The sequence below is a fragment of the Kosakonia sp. YIM B13571 genome (genome assembly GCF_042788095.1).
GTDB classification, from domain to species: Bacteria; Pseudomonadota; Gammaproteobacteria; order Enterobacterales; family Enterobacteriaceae; genus Kosakonia; species Kosakonia quasisacchari.
This window is the reverse complement of sequence record NZ_JBHZPL010000001.1, coordinates 152,769-169,237: the sequence shown is the minus strand read 5'-3', so window position 1 is coordinate 169,237 and position 16,469 is coordinate 152,769. Positions and strand designations below refer to the sequence as shown.

Here is a 16,469-nt window from a genome sequence, read left to right as displayed (position 1 = left end):
GGGGGATGGCGCAGGATACAGTTAGCGGAGCGGGCAAACGCAAGCGCGCGGTGAGCGAGAAGCGGCAGGCGATTTTAACGGCAGCATTGGATCTCTTTTCCCGCCTTGGTTTTCATGGTGCGCGCCTCGAACAGGTGGCGGAGCTGGCGGGCGTATCGAAGACCAATTTGCTCTATTACTACCCGTCGAAAGAGGCGCTTTATATCGCCGTATTGCGCCAAATTCTCGATATCTGGTTAGCGCCGTTGAAAGCGTTTCGCGAAGATTTCGCACCGCTGGTGGCCATTCGCGAGTACATCCGTTTAAAGATGGAAGTTTCGCGCGATCACCCCCAGGCATCAAAACTGTTTTGCCAGGAGATGCTCCAGGGCGCGCCGCTGCTGAAAGCCGAACTGACCGGCAGTTTGAAGACGTTGATTGAAGAGAAATCGTCGATTATTGCGGGCTGGGTAGCCAGCGGCAAACTCGCCGCTGTCGACCCGCATCATCTTATCTTTATGATTTGGGCCTCAACGCAGCATTACGCCGATTTCGCCACCCAAGTGGAAGCGGTCACGGGATCAACGCTGCAAGATGAGGCTTTCTTTCAGCGTGCGGTAGATAACGTTCAGCGCATGATCATCGAAGGCATTCGCGTGCGTTAGTGGCCCGGCGGTAATGGGCAGCTTAAGTCACCTTCGCCACATTGCAACAGCGATGCCAGCCAGGCTTCGCGTTCATTGGTTTTATCTGTCAGGCACTGGTTTTGCACCATCGGCTGGGCACTGCCGCCGTCCACGCCAGAACTGACAAAGGCGCAGTCGCTGTCGCGCAGGGTTATCCAGCTTTGCTGCGCTTTTTTCAGCATTGCGGCTTGCGGCGGCGTCGAGCGTTTAAGCGCGGCCTGGTAGGTTTGATTAAGTTTCTTATCCGCAGCCTGATATTGACTGGCAGTGCAGCTGTTGAGTTGAGCTTGTGTGGAGGCGTTATCGCACTCATCGGCCAGTACCGGGCTGCTGAGTAACAGCGTCGCCAGCGCCAACATACGCGTTTTCATCACTTCCCCTTATTTCGCAAGGCGTTGAACCAGCGCTTTTATTAACATAGCCCTTCGCGAATGTCACCCGCACAGCTGGAGTTTTGGGTAACGTATTAACCAGCGTTTCTCATCAACGCGCTGGTGGAACAGGTGCCGCTTCTCGTGCTGAAAACGCGGGGTTGGTTGCAGGCGCAAGCAGAATAGATCCGCCAGCCCAAAAGGGGCAACAATCGCAAGGCGATCATCTTTATCTAAACGCACTGCCACGGCGGTCGCCGTTTCCGGCCAGTGCCAGAGAGCTTCTTCCAGCGAGGCGTACGGCGCGTCGTCATTACGCGTATGCATGCGCGCCTGGTTTTTTACCGACCAGGCAAAACCGGCAGAGCGCAGGCGCAACTGCGCTTCCAGTTCTGCATCATGTTCGGCGCGTGTGTCCGCAGGCTCACGCCAGATTACATCCACATCCCCTGTATGCGGGCGCGACGTGAAGCCGTGCAACTGATCCCAAACTGCATCGCGTATAAACCCTGCGCCAATCCAGCATCTTTCGTGGGTTGCACGCACCATTGCCAGAGCCGCCATTCGCGGTGAATCGGCGCGAAGCAGTGCTTCCAGTTCAGCCGCATAGCGCATCGTTACACTCCATCATTCATTAATCCGTAAGAGATAAAAGGTTATCGGCACTGCTTGTGGGCGAGTATCGCGTTACGATGAAAATATTGCTGCCAGCGCTTTTGCCTTGCTCGTTTCAGTTCTCAAATTTAGAAACTTCTTGCGGCTGCTACACCATTTGGCGGTGTGAAAACATCCCTCACAATGCTTAAAATGATAATTAATTGTTAATTTAATGTTTTAAATTCAATTATATTTAACACCATTCAAGTGGGTTATCATGATTTTCTGGTTATATTTAACCTTTAATTAACTATAATTGATCTTTATTTTAACATTTTTGGGCTTGTATCACGTTTTTGAAATTACCATTGTTTTGCCTCTTCCCTTCGTTGCTAACCTCCATCTCGCGACTTTCCTCTGTCCTCAAGAAAGGTACAACTATGAAATTCAAACTCGCATTACTCAGCGCAGCCCTCATTTCTGCCAGCATGGTTTCCGGCCAGGCGTTTGCGGCACAAAAATATGAGATCGCGGTGGTTGCCAAGGTTACCGGTATTCCATGGTTTAACCGCATGGAAACCGGAGTCAACGAAGCGGCGAAAAAACTGGACGTCAACGCGTACCAGACCGGGCCATCAACACCGGATCCGGCACAGCAAGTGAAAGTGATTGAAGATCTGATCGCCAAAAACGTCAACGCCATCATCGTGGTGCCAAATGATGCGAAAGTGCTGGAGCCAGTGCTGAAAAAAGCCCGTGACAAAGGCATTGTGGTACTGACGCATGAATCCCCGGATCAGCAAATAGGTCAGTGGGATATTGAAACCATCGACAGCGAAAAATATGCCCAGGCTAACGTCGATGAACTGGCAAAAGATATGGGCGGTAAAGGCGGTTACGCCATTTATGTCGGTTCTCTGACGGTGCCGCTGCACAATGCCTGGGCCGACTACGCGATCAAATATCAAAAAGAGAAATACCCGGATATGTTCGAAGTGACCTCGCGTTTGCCGGTCGCCGAGAGCATCGACAAATCCTATGCCACCACCCTCGATTTGATGAAAACCTACCCGCAATTGAAAGGGGTAATTGGCTTTGGCTCGCTGGGGCCGATTGGCGCAGGGCAAGCTGTACAGAAGAAACGCGCAAAAGACAAACTGGCGGTAGTGGGCATCGCGATGCCTGGTCAGGCCGCGCCGTATCTGATGCGTGGCGACATCAAAAAAGCGCTGCTGTGGGATCCGCGTGACGCCGGTTTCGCGCTGGTGACCGTCGCCGACCAGTTGTTGCAAGGAAAAGAAGTCACGCCCGATCTGACTATTGATGGGTTGGGCAAAGCCGATGTGGATATGAATAAGAAAGTGATCCGTTTTAATAAGATCCTCGAAGTGACCAAAGATAACGCACAATCACTCGGTTTCTGAGCCTTTCAGGCCACACCAGGGAACCGGAATGCCGGCCGTCAGGCCGGCCTCTTCCGCCGCAGATTTTAACCTCGCGCCCACCCCGGGCGCTGGCAGAGGTATTGTCGATGACCGACACCACCGCATTTATCACTCTTGAGAATATCAGCAAGCGATTCCCGGGCGTGCTGGCGCTGGATAATGTGAATTTAACGCTGGAAAAAGGCGAAGTTCACTGTCTGGCGGGGCAAAACGGCTGCGGAAAGAGCACCATCATCAAAGTAATATCCGGTGTTTATCACCCGGAAAAGGGTGCCAACATCGCACTCGACGGCAAACTTTTTCACCAGCTCACGCCGCAGCTCTCAGCGCACTACGGGATTCAGGTTATTTACCAGGATCTGTCGCTGTTTCCTAATTTTAGCGTGGCGGAAAATATCGCCATTCACCGCTACCTTCCCGGTGGCGATATCTGGGTGCGTCGTAGCGCGATGCGCGCACAAGCGCTGGCGGCGATGGCGCGCATTGGCGTGCGCCTCGATCCGGATAAAAAAGTAGAAAAACTCTCTATTGCCGACCGCCAGTTGGTGGCGATTTGCCGCGCGATTGCTGCCGATGCCCGGCTGGTGATTATGGATGAACCCACCGCCTCGCTAACCCGCCAGGAAGTGAATGGCTTACTGCGCGTGGTCAATGAATTGAAAGCCGCCGGCATTTGCGTAGTGTTTGTTAGTCACCGTCTGGATGAGGTGATGGAAGTGGCTGACCGCATCAGCGTGATGCGCGACGGCAAGTTGATTGGCACCTGGCCGGCAAGCGAACTGGATAGCCACGAGCTGGCGTATCTGATGACCGGCCAGCGTTTTCACTACAGCCCGCTGCCGGAAAAACCCCCGGTGGATCAATTACCCATGCTGGAGCTGCGTCATCTTAGCCGCAAAGGCAAATATCGCGATATCAATCTGGCGCTACGCAGCGGCGAAATCGTATCGATTGTCGGTCTTTTGGGTGCCGGACGTACCGAATTGTGCATGAGCCTGTTTGGCATGACACAACCTGAGGACGGCGAGATCCGCATCAATGGCACGCCGGTGAAACTGCGTAGCAACCATGACGCCATCCGCCACGGGATCGGCTATGTGTCAGAAGATCGGCTGACGCAAGGGCTCATCATGGAACAGTCGATTTATGACAACACTATCGTCACGGTGTTCGACAAGCTGCACACGCGCAGCGGTTTGCTCGATCACCGCAAAGCGGAGCAACTGGTTGCCGATCTCATTCGCGAGCTGAACATCAAAGTCTCCGATGCGAAGTTACCGGTGAAAACGCTCTCCGGTGGTAATGCGCAGCGTATCGCCATCGCTAAATGGGTGGCTACGCAGCCGCGTATTCTGATCCTTGATTCGCCCACGGTTGGTGTCGATATCGCCAACAAAGAGGGCATCTATCAGATTGCCCGCCAACTGGCGGAGCAGGGGATGGCGGTGTTGATGATTTGCGACGAAATCCCGGAGGCCTATTACAACAGCCATCGCGTGCTGGTGATGCGCCGGGGGGAACTGGTGGCAGAGTTTAATCCGCACCGTTGCACAGAGCAGGAAATTGCCGAGGTGGTCAATGCGTAACGCGTCCTTTTCCCGCCTTGTCGGACAACATGAGTTCTGGCTGGGGCTGTTGGTGATCGCGCTGGCGATTTTCCTCAGCGTACGTACCGATGAGTTTCTTTCCCTTGGCAACCTGACGGATGTCGCCACCAGTTACGCCATCCTTGGGATTTTGGCCTGTGGGTTGTTTGTGGTGCTGATTTCTGGCGGCATCGATATTTCGTTTCCGGCGATGACCGCGATTGCCCAATACGCCATGGCCAGTTGGGTGATTGCCCACGGCGGTAACTTCGCACTGGCGTTGGGGCTTTCGATGGCGGTTGGCCTGCTGCTCGGGTTAGTCAACGGCTTCCTGGTCTACTGGCTGCGCGTGCCCGCCATCATCATTACCATTGCCACGCTGAATGTTTACTACGGCCTGCTGGTATATGCCACCAAAGGGACGTGGCTGTATGGTTTCCCGGACTGGTTTATGAATGGCATCAACTGGTTTTCGTTCACCGCTGCCGACGGTTACGACTATGGATTGACGCTGCCGCTGCTGTGTCTGGGCGCGACGATTATTCTCACCGCAGTGCTGATGAATTATACCCGGCTGGGCCGCCAGATTTATGCCATGGGCGGCAACCGCGATGCGGCGTCACGTCTGGGTCTGAACCTGCTGAAACTGCACTTCTACGTCTACGGTTTTATGGGCATCCTCGCTGGCGTAGCGGCGGTGGTACAGGCGCAAATTACCCAGTCTGTTGCACCGAACTCGCTACTGGGGTTTGAGCTGACGGTACTGGCGGCGGTGGTGCTTGGCGGCACCAGCATGTCCGGCGGGCGTGGCACGTTGACCGGCACGCTGTTGGGCGTTGTGCTGCTGGCCTTCTTGCAAAACGGTTTAACGCTGCTGAGTGTCTCCTCTTACTGGCACACGGTATTTAGCGGCGCAATTATCCTGGTGAGCATTAGCGCCACCGCGTGGAACGAAAAACGCAAACTTGCGAGGGAGTTATAAGATGAAATCCATCGTCCGAATTCTGCCCGGTGATGCCATCATCCGCTTGCAATGCGTCATTATCATCGTCGTGGCGCTGGTTTTCTCTGCGTTACTCGGCAGTCGTTTTTTTAGCGTCGCTAACTTCCAGTCGATTGGCTCACAACTGCCGATTCTGGGCATGCTTGCGCTAGGTATGGGCATCACCATGCTGACCGGCGGCATTAACCTGTCGATCATTGCCGGTGCGAACGCCTGTTCGCTGGTAATGGCGGCGGTAATTGTCAGCCATCCGGATAACCCGCTGTTCCTGGCGCTGGCGTTGCTCGCCGGTCTGCTGGTGGCGGTGGCAATCGGGGCGCTGAACGGTGCGCTGGTGGCGTGGATTGGCGTTTCGCCGATTCTGGCGACACTCGGCACGATGACGCTGATTTCCGGGCTGAATATTTTGTTCTCAAATGGCACGGTCATCTCCGGTTTTCCGAGCGCTATTCAGTTCCTTGGCAACGCCACACTGCTTGGCATCCCGGTCGCACTGTTACTGTTTATCCTCGTTGCGCTGCTGCTGTGGGTATTACTCGAACATACTACGCTTGGGCGCAGTCTCTACCTGGTTGGCTCGAACGAGCAGGCCACGCGCTACAGTGGTGTGAATACGGTTCGCGTACAGATTTCGGTGTATATCATCTCCGCGCTGTTGGGCTGGGCGGCTGCCATTTTGATGATGGCGAAGTTCAATTCGGCGAAAGCGGGCTACGGTGAATCCTATCTTCTGGTGACTATTCTGGCTTCGGTACTGGGCGGTATTAACCCGGATGGCGGTTTTGGCCGCGTGCTGGGGCTGGTGCTGGCGCTGGTGGTGCTACAGATGCTGGAGAGTGGCTTTAATTTGTTGGGTATCAGCAGCTATCTGACGATGGCGCTCTGGGGCGCGGTGCTGATCCTCTTTATCGCATTACAAAATCGAAAAGCCTGAGAGCGGGAGAAAAAGAATGGCGAGCTACTTTATTGGTGTGGATGTTGGCACCGGCAGCGCACGTGCAGGCGTCTTTGATTTGACTGGCAGAATGGTCAGTCAGGCGAGCAGGGCGATTGAAATTTACCGCCCGCAGGCCGACTTTGTTGAGCAATCTTCCGACAATATCTGGCAGGCGGTGTGCAACGCGGTACGCGATGCGGTGAACCAGGCGGATATTAACCCGATTCAGGTTAAAGGCCTCGGTTTTGACGCGACCTGTTCGCTGGTGGTGCTCGACAAAGAGGGCAACCCGTTGACCATTAGCCCTTCCGGGCGCAGTGAGCAGAACATTATTGTGTGGATGGATCACCGCGCCATCTCGCAGGCGAACCGTATCAACGCCACGCACCACCGGGTGCTGGATTACGTCGGCGGGATCATCTCGCCGGAGATGCAAACGCCGAAACTGCTGTGGTTAAAACAGCACATGCCGAACACCTGGGCCAACGCTGGATATTACTTCGACCTGCCGGATTTTCTCACCTGGCGGGCAACGGGTGATGACACCCGCTCACTTTGCTCCACGGTGTGCAAGTGGACGTATATGGGCCATGAGGATAAGTGGGACACCAGTTATTTCCGCCAGATCGGTCTTGAAGATTTGCTGGAGCACGATGCGGAGAAAATCGGCCGTTACGTGAAAACCATGGGCGAGCCGCTGGGTCGTGGGCTGACGCAACGTGCGGCGACAGAAATGGGATTGATGCCCGGCACGGCAGTCAGCGTGTCGATTATCGATGCTCACGCGGGCACGCTGGGCACGCTCGGTGCCAGCGGGCCTTCGGGTGAAATGGCGGATTTCGATCGGCGTATCGCGCTGATTGGCGGCACCTCTACTGGCCATATGGCGATTTCACCGCAGGCGCGTTTTATCGGCGGCGTGTGGGGGCCTTACTTCTCGGCCGTGCTGCCGGGCTACTGGCTGAACGAGGGCGGGCAGTCGGCGACCGGGGCGTTAATTGACCATATGATTCAATCCCACCCGTGCTACGAAACACTGCTGGCTCAGGCGAAAGCGCAAGGGCAAACCATCTATGAAGTGCTGAATGCGCTACTGCGGAAGATGGCGGGCGAGCCGGAAAATATCGCGTTTTTAACGCGTGATATTCACATTCTGCCGTACTTCCACGGTAACCGTTCGCCGCGCGCAAACCCGACATTAACCGGGGTGATCAGCGGGCTGAAACTCTCGCGTACGCCGGAGGATATGGCGTTGCACTACCTGGCGACCATTCAGGCGATTGCCCTCGGTACGCGGCATATTATTGAAACTATGAATCAGAGTGGTTACAGCATCGACACGGTAATGGCGAGCGGCGGGGGCACCAAAAACCCGATTTTCGTTCAGGAACATGCAAATGCCACCGGTTGTGCGATGTTGCTGCCAGAAGAGAGCGAAGCGATGCTGCTCGGCGGCGCAATGATGGGTACCGTGGCGGCAGGTGTTTTCGACAGTTTCCCGGAAGCGATGTCGGCGATGAGCCGTATCGGCAAGACGGTGACGCCGCAAACTAACCGCATCAAGCAGTATTACGATCGCAAATACACCGTCTTCCATGAGATGTACCAGGATCATATGAAATACCGCCAACTGATGCAGGAGGAGGCATGAGCGACAGCTGGCGTCAGGCCTGCGACGCCTGGCAAATTTATAGCGAAGAGATGGCGGCGCTGAGCCACCATCTTAACGATGCACAGTGGTGTGCGTTAATGGCGGAACTGCGCAGTTGTCGCGGTAAAATTGCTGTCACCGGTGTGGGAACATCCGGCATTGCAGCCCGCAAGATTGCCCATATGCTGGCGTGCGTCGAGCGCCCGGCTATCTACCTGAATGCCACGGATGCTGCGCACGGTGATCTGGGTTTTCTCGATAGCCGTGATCTGGTCATTATGCTGTCGCGCGGGGGGAATTCTGATGAGCTAACGCGGCTGCTGCCGGGGCTTGCACAAAAGGGCGTGCCGCTGATTAGCGTGACGGAAAACCCGGATTCCGCTATCGCTCAGGCCGCGCGGCTGGTGATTTCCACCGGCGTGCAGCGCGAAATTGATCCGCTCAATATGCTGGCCACCACCTCCATCGTGCTGACGCTGGCGATTTTCGATGCCGCCTGCGCCTGCCTGATGAGCGAAAGCGGCTATTCAAAAGAGACGTTACTGTCGGTGCATCCCGGCGGAGATGTTGGTTTAACGCTAAGCAAAAAAGCGCCGTAAGGCGCTTTTTGTTACATGCTCAGTAAAATAAAAAACGCGGGCCTTATATTATTTATATTGATTTAGTCACATAAATAAATTACTTCGCTGTCAGATTGTTCAGTGTGAAATTCTTTAGCCAGATGCGTTTTGAATCCACATTCTTGGCGGAGTATGCCGTTATGATCGTGATGTTATATTCTTTGTCTTGCTCAAAATGGTAATTGACTGGAAGACATTGGCCGGGGTTAACGATATAGGTCGGATTATCAAAATGATCCGCTTGCCAAATTTCCTGCATTTGCCTGTTACTATCGCGTGTCGAAAGCGTCAGCCGAAGCAATTTTGCCTGACCCTGTTCAATAGTGGGGTCGCCTTTTACTGAGACACAAAGTTTATTATCTTTTTTCGTGACATCAGCAATGCGAAATGGCGTGTTTTCACCCACGCAGCCGGTAAAAAGTGGTGTTAAGATAATCGGTATATACCATTTCATTTCCATAAGCTCCTTTTATCCGTAGGTGAAGCCAGAAAATACTGTAGCGTATTTTGGTACTTCGCGAGCAAGTCCGGTCCATGAATCCCTTGAAAATCAGTAACGCCTTTCCAGACATTATAACCTGCGGTAATCAGGGTAAAGTAATCAGCAATAATGTTAGCTTGTTGCTCCATGGGATAGTCAGCCAGTGTTTTTTCTTTAGGCAGGGAGTATGTATACCTAACGTACTTACTAATCAGCCCTCTAATTCTGACACCCATTCCCATCTGATGTTGCCAAATGTGGGCAAATTCATGTATGAACCAGTTTTTATCAGACGAGCTTTCCGCTGAAAAATCTTCTTTAAAAATGGGCTCTGGCCAGTACATGTTTCCATTCGGCGTGACCGCAGTATCCTGGTCTTGAAGATTAAAAGGGAAATAGCTGCCCTTATAAATCCTTACTGATCCATAATTGATCGTATCTTTGAAAAGAATACGGGCCATTCTGATTTCGCCAGCGGTGAGTGGTCTAAATGTGTCTTTCCCGGTTGCCACCTCGATCTCCTTTTTATCTATAAATTTGGCTTCAGATTTTTCTACTCCCGGTTAAATGAACTGTCAATGAACGCGTTATGATTGTGCTGACTCATATCAATAGTTCTATTTCCTCGCTTATAAAAATAAAGCCCCGCAACGCGAGGCTTTGGATTATCCAGTTACCCTGCTTCAGCCAATCGTCATCAAACTGGCGTTGCCACCGGCAGCGGCGGTATTGACACTCAACGAGCGTTCCACCCACAGGCGTTCGAGCAGGATGTTGCTTTCACCGCGTGCAAAGCCCTGAACCGACACAATCGCGCCATTGCGTGCAGCGACGTTTTCACACAGCGCCACCAGTTGGTCGGAATCACCGTGGAAAATCACCGCATCAAACATCTGCGCCATTAAGGCATCGGCTTTGGCAAACTGAATACGTTTGCTGACGCTTTCCGGCAACTGTTTTGCCAAATCGCGGTGCAACGTATCGTCCGGCCACAGCAGTTGACTACCGCAGGCGATGACGGCCGCCAGTTGCACCAACGCGTCCTGTTCATTATCCGCGACACATAACACTCGTTCGCGTGGCACCAATGTCCAGCTATTGCGTTCGCCGGTCGGGCCTTGCAGCAGGCGTTGTGTTCCGGTTTGCGCCAGTTCGCCAAAATGGGCGCACAGTTGTTGCAGCGCCGGACGCTCTTTTGCCCATGTGCTCAATGCTTCCAGCGGCTGCAATAGCGATGCTTTCAACTGCGCATCCAGCGGATGCTGCGCGTCGTGACGGGCCAGCGTTTTTTGTACCGCGTTTTCCGGTCGGCTGCCTAACAGACGGTAGAGATAGAGCGGCCCGCCGGCTTTCGGCCCGGTGCCGGACAACCCTTCACCGCCAAACGGCTGTACGCCTACCACCGCGCCCACCATATTGCGGTTCACATACAGGTTTCCGACATGGGCATTGCCAGTGACCTGAGCGATGGTTTCATCGATGCGGGTATGGACGCCGAGCGTCAGGCCATAACCGGAGGCATTAATCTGTGCGATCAACTGATCCAACTGGTTACGGTGATAGCGAACAACGTGCAGAACCGGGCCGAAGACCTCTTTTTTCAGCTCGTCAAAACTTTCCAGTTCGATAAGCGTCGGCGCGACAAAGGTGCCGGTGCGCCATTCGCGCGCATCTTCGCTGTTTTCACGCACCGCCTGGAACACCTTGCGGCCTTTGGCCTGCATCGCCTGGATATGTTTGTCGATATTCGCTTTTGCTTCGGCGTCGATCACCGGGCCGATATCGGTGGTCAGCCGGCCTGGATTGCCCATGCGACACTCCGCCATCGCGCCGCGTAACATGGTCAACGTGTGATCGGCAATGTCATCCTGCAAGCAAAGCACGCGCAGGGCTGAACAGCGCTGCCCAGCGCTATCAAACGCGGAGGCCAGCACATCAATGACCACCTGTTCGGTAAGCGCGGAGGAATCGACAATCATCGCATTCATCCCGCCGGTTTCGGCGATAAGCGGCGTCGGGCGGCCTTGAGCATCAAGACGTGTTGCGATACTGCGTTGCAGCAGCGTCGCCACGTCGGTGGAGCCGGTAAACATCACCCCGCGCACACGCGGATCGGCGGTCAGTTGTGCGCCTACGGTTTCGCCGCGCCCTGGCAGTAACTGCAAAACACCTGCTGGTACACCGGCTTCCAGCAGAATTGCTACACCCTGAGCGGCAATCAGCGGTGTCTGCTCAGCGGGTTTTGCCAGTACGCTGTTGCCCGCTGCTAACGCCGCGGCAATCTGGCCGGTAAAAATAGCCAGCGGGAAGTTCCACGGGCTGATACACACTACCGGCCCCAGCGGACGGTGCGTTTCGTTATCGAAATCCGCACTCACCTGGCCTGCGTAGTAGCGCAGGAAATCAACCGCTTCGCGCACTTCGGCAATGGCGTTGCTGAAGGTTTTACCCGCTTCACGCACCAGAATGCCAATCAACGACTGCATTTGATCTTCCATCAGCACCGCAGCGCGCTGAAGAATAGCGGCGCGCTCTTGCGGCGGCGTGGCGAACCAGATCGGCGCGTGATTGACGGCGTTTTCCAGCGCCTGGTTAACCTGCGCTTCGCTGGCTTCCACCACATAACCCACGGTGTCTTTCGGTTCGGCGGGGTTAATCACCGCGACAGGTTCGCCGTCCATAACCACCTGTTCCAGCGTCGGGCGGGCGTACCATTTCTGCGCCGCGCTGGTGAGCAGTGAGGAGGAAAGCGAGGCCAACCGGTGTTCGTTCGCCAGATCCAGACCTGCGGCGTTGATACGGCCTTCGCCATACAGCGCGCGGGGCAGGGCGATTTTCGGGTGTGGCAAGCCGACCTGACCTTCCTGTGCGGCAATTTTTTCCACTTCGCTCACCGGGTCGGCAACCAGCGCGTCCAGGGGCAGCGTATTATCGGCAATGCGGTTGACGAACGACGTATTCGCCCCGTTTTCCAGCAGGCGGCGCACCAGGTACGCCAGCAAGGTTTCGTGAGTGCCGACCGGGGCATAAATGCGGCAAGGGCGATTCAGTTTGCCATCGGCCACTTTGCCCACCACCTGCTCATATAACGGTTCGCCCATGCCGTGCAGGCACTGGAATTCGTACTGGCCAGGATAATAGTTCTGCCCGGCGAGTTGGTAGATAGCCGCCAGTGTGTGGGCATTATGGGTGGCAAACTGCGGGTAGATCAGGTTTGGCACTGCGAGTAATTTTTTCGCGCAGGCGAGGTACGAAACGTCGGTGTACACCTTGCGGGTATAAACCGGGTAGCCTTCCAGTCCTTCCATTTGCGCGCGCTTGATTTCACTGTCCCAGTAAGCGCCTTTTACCAGGCGGATCATCAAACGACGGCGGCTGCGTGTCGCCAGATCAACAAGATAATCAATGACAAACGGGCAGCGCTTCTGATAGGCCTGAATAACAAAACCGATACCGTTCCAGCCTGACAGTTCCGGCTCGAAACAGAGTTTTTCCAGCAGATCGAGGGAGATTTCCAGACGATCGGCCTCTTCGGCGTCAATGTTAATGCCGATGTCATACTGGCGTGCCAGCAAGGTGAGGGATTTCAGGCGCGGATAGAGTTCATCCATCACGCGGTCATATTGCGCTCGGCTGTAACGCGGGTGCAGGGCGGATAATTTAATCGAAATTCCCGGACCTTCATAAATGCCGCGTCCGTTGGAGGCTTTGCCAATGGCGTGAATTGCCTGCTGGTACGACACCATATACGCCTGCGCATCGGCCGCAGTCAGTGCCGCTTCGCCCAGCATGTCGTAGGAGTAACGGAAACCTTTCTCTTCCAGTTTGCGCGCGTTAGCCAGCGCTTCAGCGATCGTTTCGCCGGTAACGAACTGTTCGCCCATCAGACGCATTGCCATATCCACGCCTTTGCGGATCAGCGGTTCGCCACTTTTGCCAATAATACGATTTAAAGAGTGCGAGAGGTTGGCTTCGTTATGGGTGGAGACCAGACGGCCAGTAAACAGCAAACCCCAGGTGGCGGCATTGACGAACAGCGACGGGCTGCGCCCAATGTGTGACTGCCAGTTGCCGTTGCTGATTTTGTCGCGGATCAGCGCATCGCGGGTGGCTTTGTCGGGAATACGCAGTAACGCTTCGGCCAGACACATGAGCGCCACGCCTTCCTGCGAGGAGAGGGAAAATTCCTGTAACAGGCTTTGCACCATGCCGGCGCGGCCGGAGGCGGTTTTTTGGTTACGCAGTTTTTCCGCTAACTGATAAGCCAGCTTATGGGCATTTTCCGCTACCGGCTGCGGCAGACGGGCTTGTTCCAGCAACATGGGCACCGCATCCGTTTCCGCCCAGCGCCATGCACCAGTAATGGCTGCGCGGGAGACGGACTGCGGCAGGATCTGCTCGGCAAAATCGAGAAACGGCTGGTGGCTGTCATCAACCGCAACGGTACTTTCGTCTTCCTGTGCGTTGCCTGGTGCAGTCGCCAGTTCTGGCAGCCCTTCGTTGTTTTCCAGCTTTTCCAGAAAATTGAAGATGGCTTGTTTAATCAGCCAGTGCGGTGTGCGGTCGATGGTCGCCGCTGCGGCTTTGATCCTTTCGCGTGTTGCGTCATCAAGCTTGACCCCCATGGTGGTGGTGCCCATGCTTTGCTCCTGTTTTTTTACGATGTTTTGCGGTTCAGGCAGAAATATCCACCATGTTGCAACTTTGTGCAACCTTGTTAAATGTGACCTGGCTGGCAAGGTAAGAAATGAATGAAATGTTAACGACTGGTAATTGCTAAAGACGCTGAGCAATTCGCTGGCAAAGCAGGTTTTATGCGGTGGATAACACTTTTAAAAGGTGCAACCTTGAAAAGTGTGACAGAGTACAACCTATAGGAAATTGTTATCAGAGCCGGGATGAATTTGATGTAAATGCCGTGTTAAATCAATTGTGAATAAGTGAGGCATCCGGCAGGATACGGGCGCTTCAAATAATCTATACGCCCCATCGCCCCGTTCCGGCGCTGGACAAAAGCGGCAAAAGCATTTGCCGACGAAGAATCCTGGAGACTTTTTAATGGCAATGAGCACACCGATGCTGGTGACTTTTCTTGTTTATATCTTTGGCATGATACTCATCGGTTTCGTCGCCTGGCGTTCGACGAAAAATTTCGATGACTATATTCTGGGCGGTCGCAGCCTTGGGCCACTGGTCACTGCGCTGTCGGCGGGGGCATCGGATATGAGCGGTTGGCTGCTGATGGGGTTGCCGGGCGCGATTTTTATTTCGGGTATCTCCGAAAGCTGGATCGCCATTGGCCTGACGCTGGGTGCCTGGATCAACTGGAAACTGGTGGCCGGGCGTCTGCGTGTGCACACCGAGGTGAACAATAACGCGCTGACATTGCCGGACTATTTTACCGGGCGTTTTGAAGACAAAAGCCGCTTGTTGCGCATTATCTCGGCGGTGGTGATTCTGGTGTTTTTCACCATTTATTGCGCTTCCGGTATTGTTGCCGGCGCGCGCCTGTTTGAAAGCACCTTTGGCATGAGTTACGAAACCGCGCTGTGGGCCGGTGCCGCTGCCACGATTATTTATACCTTCATTGGCGGTTTCCTGGCGATCAGCTGGACCGATACAGTGCAGGCCAGCCTGATGATTTTCGCGCTGATCCTGACGCCGGTGATTGTCATTATTTCCGTTGGTGGCTTTGGTGATTCGCTGGAAGTGATCAAGCAAAAAAGCATTGAAAACGTCGACATGCTGAAAGGCTTGAATTTTGTTGCCATCGTATCGCTGATGGGCTGGGGGTTGGGTTATTTCGGCCAGCCGCATATTCTGGCGCGTTTTATGGCGGCCGATTCACATCACACCATTGTCCATGCGCGTCGCATCAGTATGACGTGGATGATCCTGTGCCTGGCAGGTGCAGTTGCGGTGGGCTTTTTTGGCATCGCTTATTTCAACAACAACCCGTCGGCAGCCGGAGCCGTTGATCAAAACGCCGAGCGCGTGTTTATCGAGCTGGCGCAAATTCTGTTCAATCCGTGGATTGCCGGGGTGCTGCTGTCGGCGATCCTCGCCGCCGTGATGTCGACGCTGAGCTGCCAGTTGCTGGTGTGTTCCAGCGCGATTACCGAAGATTTCTACAAGGCCTTTTTGCGCAAAGGCGCAAGCCAGCGCGAGCTGGTGTGGGTGGGTCGCGCCATGGTTTTGCTGGTGGCGCTGATTGCTATCGCACTGGCGGCGAACCCGGAAAACCGCGTGCTCGGCCTGGTGAGCTACGCGTGGGCGGGCTTCGGAGCGGCGTTTGGCCCGGTGGTGCTGTTCTCGGTAATGTGGTCGCGCATGACGCGTAACGGTGCGCTGGCAGGCATGGTCATCGGTGCGGTGACGGTAATTGTCTGGAAACACTACGCGTGGCTGGATCTGTATGAAATCATTCCTGGCTTCGTTTTCGGCAGCATCGGCATTGTGGTCTTTAGCCTGCTGGGCAAAGCGCCTTCCGCGCAGATGCAGCAGCGTTTTGCTGAGGCGGATGCGCATTACCGCTCTGCGCCGCCATCGCGTTTACAGGCCGAATAAATTGCTCTTTGTGAAAAACCCGCTGCGGCGGGTTTTTTTATTGCTAAATCTTTGTAATTACGCTGTTATCTCACAACAAATAACAATGAGGATAGCGATATGAAGTTAAAGACAGGGTTCACTGCACTGATGATGGCAGGTTTACTGGCGGGTTGCGCTGCGCCGGTGGCAAAACAACCGAGTGCGACGGTGCAAACCTGCAAGGCTGAAAACCAGATGCAGCAAACCACGCTCTATTACGGTTTAACCCGTCAGGGCGGCAAAGTGATTACCGCGCAGGAGTGGCAGCAGTATGTGGATAACGATGTCACACCGCGTTTTCGCGATGGGTTAACGGCATATGATGCACAGGGGCAGTGGCTGAATAGCAACGGGAAAGTGTCGAAGGAGCCAAGCAAAGCGCTGATGTTGATCCACAGCGTGGATGCGCAAAGTGACACGAAGATCGATGCGCTGCGCGATATCTACAAATCACGCTTTGCCCAGGAATCGGTAATGCGGGTGGATCAGCCGGTCTGCGTGCAATTCTGATGTGACGGCCCACTC

At 54.5% G+C, this 16,469-nt stretch carries 14 protein-coding genes; 9 read left to right on the top strand and 5 right to left on the bottom strand.

Annotated elements, in window-relative coordinates:
* Positions 1 to 5 precede the first annotated feature (5 nt).
* Complete coding sequence (gene rutR, locus ACFX4O_RS00865) at positions 6 to 644, top strand: HTH-type transcriptional regulator RutR (RefSeq protein WP_380206625.1); 639 nt, start codon at positions 6 to 8, stop codon at positions 642 to 644.
* Here rutR and ACFX4O_RS00860 read toward each other — a convergent pair.
* The gene (locus ACFX4O_RS00860) at positions 641 to 1,036 is read right to left on the bottom strand and encodes a lysozyme inhibitor LprI family protein (protein WP_380206623.1); all 396 of its coding nucleotides are present in this window, start codon (positions 1,034 to 1,036) and stop codon (positions 641 to 643) included. The genes rutR and ACFX4O_RS00860 overlap by 4 nt on opposite strands.
* A gap of 63 nt (positions 1,037 to 1,099) precedes the next feature.
* A complete protein-coding gene (locus ACFX4O_RS00855) occupies positions 1,100 to 1,651 on the bottom strand; it encodes a nucleotidyltransferase family protein (RefSeq protein WP_380206621.1) in 552 nt (183 codons plus the stop codon).
* 422 nt (positions 1,652 to 2,073) lie between these two features.
* Between ACFX4O_RS00855 and ACFX4O_RS00850 the strand changes: the two genes are divergently transcribed.
* The 6 genes from ACFX4O_RS00850 (at position 2,074) to ACFX4O_RS00825 (ending at position 8,854) form a co-directional block, all read left to right on the top strand.
* Positions 2,074 to 3,057: an autoinducer 2 ABC transporter substrate-binding protein gene (locus ACFX4O_RS00850; RefSeq protein WP_131413256.1), complete on the top strand. Its 984-nt coding sequence runs from the start codon at positions 2,074 to 2,076 to the stop codon at positions 3,055 to 3,057.
* Between the two features lie 107 nt (positions 3,058 to 3,164).
* Entirely contained in the window at positions 3,165 to 4,664 is a 1,500-nt protein-coding gene (locus ACFX4O_RS00845; RefSeq protein ID WP_380206619.1) for a sugar ABC transporter ATP-binding protein, read from the top strand.
* On the top strand, positions 4,657 to 5,646 hold the full coding sequence (locus ACFX4O_RS00840; RefSeq protein WP_131413260.1) for an ABC transporter permease: 990 nt from the start codon (positions 4,657 to 4,659) through the stop codon (positions 5,644 to 5,646). Before ACFX4O_RS00845 ends, ACFX4O_RS00840 begins: the two co-directional genes overlap by 8 nt.
* Position 5,647: 1 nt before the next feature.
* Positions 5,648 to 6,601, top strand: a complete 954-nt coding sequence (locus ACFX4O_RS00835) for an ABC transporter permease (RefSeq protein ID WP_380206617.1) — start codon at positions 5,648 to 5,650, stop codon at positions 6,599 to 6,601.
* Between the two features lie 16 nt (positions 6,602 to 6,617).
* Complete coding sequence (locus tag ACFX4O_RS00830; protein WP_131413264.1) at positions 6,618 to 8,255, top strand: FGGY-family carbohydrate kinase; 1,638 nt, start codon at positions 6,618 to 6,620, stop codon at positions 8,253 to 8,255.
* Entirely contained in the window at positions 8,252 to 8,854 is a 603-nt protein-coding gene (locus tag ACFX4O_RS00825) for an SIS domain-containing protein (protein WP_380206615.1), read from the top strand. Before ACFX4O_RS00830 ends, ACFX4O_RS00825 begins: the two co-directional genes overlap by 4 nt.
* A 79-nt stretch (positions 8,855 to 8,933) precedes the next feature.
* Here the strand turns inward: ACFX4O_RS00825 and ACFX4O_RS00820 are convergent, their stop codons facing one another.
* The 3 genes from ACFX4O_RS00820 to putA form a co-directional block, all read right to left on the bottom strand.
* Entirely contained in the window at positions 8,934 to 9,335 is a 402-nt protein-coding gene (locus ACFX4O_RS00820) for a putative T6SS immunity periplasmic lipoprotein (RefSeq protein ID WP_131413268.1), read from the bottom strand.
* Positions 9,326 to 9,868: a hypothetical protein gene (locus tag ACFX4O_RS00815; protein WP_025263661.1), complete on the bottom strand. Its 543-nt coding sequence runs from the start codon at positions 9,866 to 9,868 to the stop codon at positions 9,326 to 9,328. The genes ACFX4O_RS00820 and ACFX4O_RS00815 overlap by 10 nt, the downstream gene beginning before the upstream one ends.
* A 171-nt stretch (positions 9,869 to 10,039) precedes the next feature.
* The gene (putA, locus tag ACFX4O_RS00810; RefSeq protein ID WP_380206613.1) at positions 10,040 to 13,996 is read right to left on the bottom strand and encodes a trifunctional transcriptional regulator/proline dehydrogenase/L-glutamate gamma-semialdehyde dehydrogenase; all 3,957 of its coding nucleotides are present in this window, start codon (positions 13,994 to 13,996) and stop codon (positions 10,040 to 10,042) included.
* Between the two features lie 418 nt (positions 13,997 to 14,414).
* Here putA and putP point away from each other — a divergent pair, with 418 nt between their 5' ends.
* Both putP and ACFX4O_RS00800 read left to right on the top strand, forming a co-directional pair.
* Positions 14,415 to 15,923 carry a sodium/proline symporter PutP gene (putP, locus tag ACFX4O_RS00805; protein WP_131413274.1) on the top strand — a complete coding sequence of 503 codons (1,509 nt, stop codon included), beginning with the start codon at positions 14,415 to 14,417 and terminating at the stop codon, positions 15,921 to 15,923.
* Positions 15,924 to 16,022: 99 nt separating this feature from the next.
* The gene (locus tag ACFX4O_RS00800; protein ID WP_380206610.1) at positions 16,023 to 16,454 is read left to right on the top strand and encodes a DUF3574 domain-containing protein; all 432 of its coding nucleotides are present in this window, start codon (positions 16,023 to 16,025) and stop codon (positions 16,452 to 16,454) included.
* Positions 16,455 to 16,469 lie beyond the last annotated feature (15 nt).

Excerpts from the sequence above, each read along its gene's own strand:
- ACFX4O_RS00850 (WP_131413256.1), top strand. The coding sequence starts at position 2,074 with ATGAAATTCAAACTCGCATTACTCAGCGCAGCCCTCATTTCTGCCAGC.
- ACFX4O_RS00860 (WP_380206623.1), bottom strand. The coding sequence starts at position 1,036 with ATGAAAACGCGTATGTTGGCGCTGGCGACGCTGTTACTCAGCAGCCCG.
- ACFX4O_RS00825 (WP_380206615.1), top strand. The coding sequence starts at position 8,252 with ATGAGCGACAGCTGGCGTCAGGCCTGCGACGCCTGGCAAATTTATAGC.
- ACFX4O_RS00840 (WP_131413260.1), top strand. The coding sequence starts at position 4,657 with ATGCGTAACGCGTCCTTTTCCCGCCTTGTCGGACAACATGAGTTCTGG.
- ACFX4O_RS00855 (WP_380206621.1), bottom strand. The coding sequence starts at position 1,651 with ATGCGCTATGCGGCTGAACTGGAAGCACTGCTTCGCGCCGATTCACCG.
- putP (WP_131413274.1), top strand. The coding sequence starts at position 14,415 with ATGGCAATGAGCACACCGATGCTGGTGACTTTTCTTGTTTATATCTTT.
- putA (WP_380206613.1), bottom strand. The coding sequence starts at position 13,996 with ATGGGCACCACCACCATGGGGGTCAAGCTTGATGACGCAACACGCGAA.
- ACFX4O_RS00835 (WP_380206617.1), top strand. The coding sequence starts at position 5,648 with ATGAAATCCATCGTCCGAATTCTGCCCGGTGATGCCATCATCCGCTTG.
- ACFX4O_RS00820 (WP_131413268.1), bottom strand. The coding sequence starts at position 9,335 with ATGGAAATGAAATGGTATATACCGATTATCTTAACACCACTTTTTACC.
- ACFX4O_RS00845 (WP_380206619.1), top strand. The coding sequence starts at position 3,165 with ATGACCGACACCACCGCATTTATCACTCTTGAGAATATCAGCAAGCGA.
- rutR (WP_380206625.1), top strand. The coding sequence starts at position 6 with ATGGCGCAGGATACAGTTAGCGGAGCGGGCAAACGCAAGCGCGCGGTG.
- ACFX4O_RS00800 (WP_380206610.1), top strand. The coding sequence starts at position 16,023 with ATGAAGTTAAAGACAGGGTTCACTGCACTGATGATGGCAGGTTTACTG.
- ACFX4O_RS00830 (WP_131413264.1), top strand. The coding sequence starts at position 6,618 with ATGGCGAGCTACTTTATTGGTGTGGATGTTGGCACCGGCAGCGCACGT.